The sequence below is a fragment of the Streptomyces fuscigenes genome, from assembly GCF_021556455.1.
GTDB lineage: Bacteria > Actinomycetota > Actinomycetes > Streptomycetales > Streptomycetaceae > Streptomyces > Streptomyces fuscigenes.
The window spans coordinates 1-1,581 of record NZ_JAKGCV010000736.1 but is presented as its reverse complement, the minus strand read 5'-3'; the positions used below and the strand labels follow the sequence as shown (position 1 = coordinate 1,581).

The 1,581-nt window shown below is 74.0% G+C and carries 2 protein-coding genes; both read left to right on the top strand.

Features of this window, described 5'->3' with window-relative positions; translation table 11 throughout:
- The first annotated feature begins 131 nt into the window (after positions 1 to 131).
- A complete protein-coding gene (locus L1885_RS28205; RefSeq protein ID WP_235799979.1) occupies positions 132 to 644 on the top strand; it encodes an EF-hand domain-containing protein in 513 nt (170 codons plus the stop codon).
- 452 nt (positions 645 to 1,096) lie between these two features.
- A partial coding sequence (locus L1885_RS28200; RefSeq protein ID WP_235799978.1) for an ATP-binding protein occupies positions 1,097 to 1,581 on the top strand: 485 nt, incomplete at its 3' end.

Below are 1,581 nucleotides of genomic sequence, written 5' to 3'. Positions count from 1 at the left end.
GCGCCCCGTGCGCTCCGCGGCACGCGCCGCGCGTCACGGGCCCCGCGCCGTGCGCCGAGCGTGCTTCGCCGCGCGGCGCCGCCGTACGCGAGTGAACGGCGGGTGATGTCCGGGCGTCGTACGCTCCCGCCATGGACAGCGCAGAGTACGAACGCAAGATCACCTCCCGGTTCGCGGCCTTCGACCAGGACCACAACGGCTCGATCGACCGTGAGGAGTTCAGCGGGGCCGCTGCTGCGCTGCTCGCGGAGTTCGGCGTCAAGGCCCGCTCGGACAAGGGGCAGGCGCTCTACGGCGGGGCCGAGGCGTTCTGGCAGGGCATGGCCGGCATCGCGGACGTCGACGGCGACCAGCGGGTGACCCGGCAGGAGTTCCTGACGGGCGCGGTCAAGCGCCTGCGCGACAACCCGCGGCGTTTCGCGGAGATCGCCCGGCCCTTCCTGCACGCGGCCATCGCCGTCGCCGACGAGGACGGGCGCGGCGTCACCCCGGCCGCGCTGGCGCGTGCGCTGCGCGTGCTCGGGGTGCCCGGGGAGAGCGGCGCGGAGATCGCCTCGGCGCTCGACGGGGACGGCGACGGCCGGATCGGCGAGGACGAACTCCTGACGGCGTTCGCCTCGTACTACGTCACGCCGGAGCCCTGACGCGCCCGTATCCCGGGCCCTGACGTGACACTGCGTGTCCGCCGAGCGGTCGGTCGGCGCCGATACCGGGTTGTGTCCTGGCGCCGTGTCGTCACGGGCGGGAGTCGCGCCGTCGCTCCGGTACGCTCCGAAGGGTGCGAGACGGTCCGGGCGCAGGAGTCACCACCGTCGCCGGTGAGGCGGCCGGTGCGGCCCGGAAGTGCGCCGCTCGCACGGCCGGAGGGCGCGAACGGCCCTCCAGTTCGACTCCCCGCAGCGTGCGTCGCACAGTATGCGGCACGCGTACTCCTTCGCGCTGGAATATGCCCGAAGCGCTTGTTGCGGTGACTGTACGTCAACCATGCTGTCCCGTAAGGGAATCACGGTCCGTGACCCCGATCCTGCCGCTGTGCGGATCGAGGTTCTTGTCGAGGCGCGAGGCGATGTGTCCGCCGGTTCGGATGGTGTGAGCGGTGCAGGTGCTTCAGGTTCAGATGGAGATCGGCCCCGACCCCGCGGAGGTCGGCAGGGCCAGACGATGGGTCCGCTCCCGGCTGGCGGGCTCGGGGATGGACCGTGACGAGCAGACGGCGGAGGTCCTGGTCCTGATCGTCTCCGAGCTCGTCACCAACGCCGTGGTCCACACGGGCTGCCCCGCCGTGCTGCGGATGCTCTTCGGCCTGGGCGCCGCCGACGCCGGGACCGTGCGCGTCGAGGTGGCGGACGGATGTGCGACCCCGCCCAGCCCCCGCCACGCGGAGGGCGACGACACCGGCGGGCGCGGCCTCGAACTGGTCGACGGGCTCGCCGACCGGTGGGGCTGGCAGCCGGAGGGCGAGGGCAAGCGGATCTGGTGCGAGGTCGACCGCGGCACGCCGTGCGGCGGTGACCCGGCGCCCGTCGCCGCCGTCCTGCCCGCCGCGGTGCCCGACGCGCCCCAGGGCCGCGGGGCCCAGCA